Source organism: Methylobacterium sp. Leaf111, assembly GCF_001423285.1.
GTDB lineage: Bacteria > Pseudomonadota > Alphaproteobacteria > Rhizobiales > Beijerinckiaceae > Methylobacterium.
Window position 1 is genome coordinate 1 of sequence record NZ_LMNE01000057.1, and the last position, 3,284, is coordinate 3,284.

1 protein-coding gene, 5 pseudogenes and 1 other annotated feature are annotated in these 3,284 nt (G+C 65.3%); of the genes and pseudogenes, 2 read left to right on the forward strand and 4 right to left on the reverse strand.

Features of this window, described 5'->3' with window-relative positions:
- A partial coding sequence (locus ASF41_RS25265; RefSeq protein WP_156653278.1) for a transposase domain-containing protein occupies nt 1-110 on the forward strand: 110 nt, incomplete at its 5' end.
- 13 nt (nt 111-123) lie between these two features.
- Here the strand turns inward: ASF41_RS25265 and ASF41_RS20335 are convergent.
- The 4 pseudogenes from ASF41_RS20335 to ASF41_RS20355 all read right to left on the reverse strand — a co-directional run.
- Nucleotides 124-648, reverse strand: a pseudogene (locus ASF41_RS20335) (IS701 family transposase); the annotation flags it as partial.
- A gap of 72 nt (nt 649-720) precedes the next feature.
- Nucleotides 721-1,220: pseudogene (locus tag ASF41_RS20340) on the reverse strand (IS5 family transposase); the annotation flags it as partial.
- A 39-nt stretch (nt 1,221-1,259) separates the two neighbouring features.
- Nucleotides 1,260-2,481 (reverse strand): annotated as a pseudogene (locus tag ASF41_RS20345) (IS3 family transposase).
- Nucleotides 2,084-2,200, reverse strand: a sequence feature (AL1L pseudoknot). Its footprint overlaps the pseudogene before it by 117 nt.
- Nucleotides 2,482-2,531: 50 nt before the next feature.
- Nucleotides 2,532-2,804: pseudogene (locus tag ASF41_RS20355) on the reverse strand (transposase); the annotation flags it as partial.
- 69 nt (nt 2,805-2,873) lie between these two features.
- Between ASF41_RS20355 and ASF41_RS24335 the strand changes: the two are divergent.
- Nucleotides 2,874-2,960 (forward strand): annotated as a pseudogene (locus ASF41_RS24335) (integrase core domain-containing protein); the annotation flags it as partial.
- Nucleotides 2,961-3,284 lie beyond the last annotated feature (324 nt).

Below are 3,284 nucleotides of genomic sequence, written 5' to 3' on the forward strand. Positions count from 1 at the left end.
ATCTCACCGACGTCATCACCCGCATCGTCGAGGGCCACCCACAGAGCCGTCTCGACGACCTGCTGCCATGGGCCTACCAGGCCATGCCAGCCCTCAAAGCCGTGGCCTGAAAACAGCGCTTACCTTGCTCCGTGGCACGGTCGCAGGCTTGGGCACGCCGGCTTGCAAGCACCGCTGTGGATCGCTCGTCCATGCCTCGGGCAGGAACAGGCGCAGGCCCACCGGTACGGGGACCTCGTCCTGCGCCAGGGTAAGGGAGACCAGAGACTGGCAGTTGGCCTGTTTGCCTAGCGCGCCGCAGTACTGGCGCGCCACTCCGACCGAGCGCGCGCCCTTCTTCGGCAGGGCCGTGTCGTCGATCACCAGGTAGGCATCGGGTCCGCCTACAAGCCGATCCGCCTGACGGGCCAGCTCCGTCCAGAGCGGCGCATCATCCCAGGCCGGGCTGGCGATGAAGTGCTGCAACTGGTCGTGGCCCGGCAGCCCGAGGCGCGTCGCCATCGGCTGCAGGCTCTTGCGATCCCCCGCCCCCAGCAGACCCCGAAGGTAGAGCGGCGCCCAGGTCCGTCGGGTCTTGCGTCCCATCACCGTAAGGAATGGTGCCAGCCACGCATCGAGTTCGTCTATCCCGTGGCGATCCCCATCCATCGCTGCCTCCTGAACCATCAGGGCGACAACGCCTTACGATCCATCAAAGTGCCCAGGTAGTGCTAGGGTCTGTCATCGCTTGAGCCAATCGAGGGCCGCGGCAAGACAGAGGACGCCCATGAAGCTGACGGTCGTCTTCTCGTAGCGTGTGGCGATGGCGCGCCACTCCTTGAGCCTGGCCCAGAGGCGCTCGACCTGGTTGCGGTTGTTGTAGATCCAGTCCGGGCAGGCGACGGGTGCTTCGTGGCGCTGAGGCGGGATCGCGGGCCGCGCGCCCATGTCCCAGATGTGCTCACGAAAGGCGTGGCTGGTGTAGCCCCGGTCCCCGACGACCCACTTGGGCACACCCGGAAGCTGGTCGAGCAGCGGAACCGCATGGGGCAGTTCATGGGCCTGACCGGGCGCCAGCCGGAAGGCGATGGCGCGACCCCGTCCATCCGCGATCACGCAAGCCTTGGTGCCATAGCCGCCACGTGAGCGGCCAAGAGCTTCACGAGCATCTCGCTCGGGCCCAGATCCCCCCTTTTGGCAGCTCCCGCCGCCTTTTGGTGCGCTCGCATGTTCGTGCCGTCTGAACCGCTCCGGGTTTCCCGGAGGCCATTCGGTTTGGATCAGGCGGCCAAGGCTTGTACCTCGGCCTGGGCATAGTAGCGCGCTTCGGCCTCGGCGGGAGGGATATTCCCGATTGGTTTGAGCAGTCGGCGGTTGTTAAACCAATCGACCCATTCGAGCGTGGCGTATTCCACGGCTTCGAAGCCTCGCCACGGGCCGCGCCGATGGATCACCTCGGCCTTGAACAGGCCAATCACCGTCTCGGCGAGCGCATTATCGTAGGAATCTCCGACGCTACCGACGGAGGGTTCGATACCTGCCTCGGTGAGACGCTCGGCGTAGCGGATGCTGACGTATTGCGACCCGCGGTCGGAGTGACAGACGAGACCGCCGCCGGCGAAAGGGCGGCGCTCGTGCAGGGCCTGCTCCAGGGCATCGAGCACGAAGTCAGCCCGGGCGGAGCGCGACACACGCCAGCCTACGATCCGGMGCGCGAAGACGTCGATCACGAAGGCGGCGTAAACGAAGCCACGCCAAGTCGCCACGTAGGTGAAGTCCGCGACCCACAATCTGTTCGGGCACGCGGCCTTGAACTGCCGGTTGACCCGGTCGAGCGGACAGGCCGCCGCCGGATCGGGAATGGTCGTGCGGACCCTGCGTCCCCGGACGACGCCAGCCAAGCCCATCACCCGCATCAACCGAGCCACCGTGCAGCTACGATCCCCTCACGGTCGAGCTGCCGCCAGATCTTGCGCACGCCGTAGACGCAGAAATTCGCCTCGTACACGCGCCGGATCTCGGTCATCAGCACCGCATCCCGCCCGGATCGTGCTGGCAGCCTACTGGGATCGGCCCGGCGCGCGACATGGGCGTGATACGTCGACGGGGCGATCGGCAGCACGCGGCAGATCGGCTCGACCCCGTAGGCCCTGCGGTGCTCGTCGATGAACGCAATCATCGCTTGAACGGGCGGTCGAGCTCCGCCTGTGCAAAATACGCTGACGCCTTCCTCAGGATCTCGTTGGCCTGCCGGAGCTCCCGGTTCTCTCGCTCCAGGGCCTTGATCCGCTCGCGCTCGTCCGTCGTCGGTCCGGCTCGCACACCCTGGTCGCGCTCGGCCTGGCGCACCCAGTTCCTCAGTGTCTCGCCCGAACAGCCGATCTTGGCGGCAATCGAGCGGATCGCTCCGTACTGAGAGGCGTGATCGCCCTGGTGCTCCAGCACCATCCGCACAGCGCGCTCACGGACCTCAGGGGAAAACGGTGGGGTTCGCTTCGTCATGGCTCCATCCTCGCAAGAGTTGGGGCCTCCGGAAAACCCGGAGCGGTTCAGTCCAGGAACACCATCCCGAGTTGGACGCCCCGCTCCTGCACGAGGCCAAGCAGTCGCTCCCAGACGCCGGCACGGGACCAGCGGATGAAGATCTGCGCAGCGCGCCACCAGGGACCCAGATCCTCCGGAATAGCCCGCCACTTGGCCCCGTTCTGATGCCGCTAGAGAATGGCTAAGAGCGTGCGCCGAAGATCCTGTGGGGGCGTCTTGGCCTTGGGCCGGCAGGCCTCCACCAGGGGCTCCAGTTCAGACCACTGCGCGTCGCTCAGCATCGTCCCTCCTGCATCAGAGAGACGAAAACGAAAGCCAAACCAATCCGTTCAGGCGACGACAGACCCTAGTTCTTGTCGGTGGCGGACGCGAGGAGCAAGATCGAGACGTGGCGGCGGCACTACAACGAAAGCCGTCCTCACACCGCCCTGGGGTGACGAACGTCCCAGAAATTCCCCCTGGCGGCGGCCCTGCATGCCGCCGAATAAGATCTGGAAGCTCACCTTTTAGCCAGATTAAAATCCGGCGGACCCTCAGAGATCGAAACGCCTACCTTTCGGCTGGACCAAGATCCGGGTCCCCCTCAAACGCTCGAGAACTTGCATAAGCCGTGGACGACAGGTGGGTTCAATTCCACGATACGAAACGCCCCACACTCGTGCTAGTGGTTAAGGTCTGACGGTTGAGTCCGCGTGGGGTTTCGGTTTGAGGCCTGTCCTGCGAGTCTGGCGGGATGCGCAGTGGCATCTCCTTCACGCTCT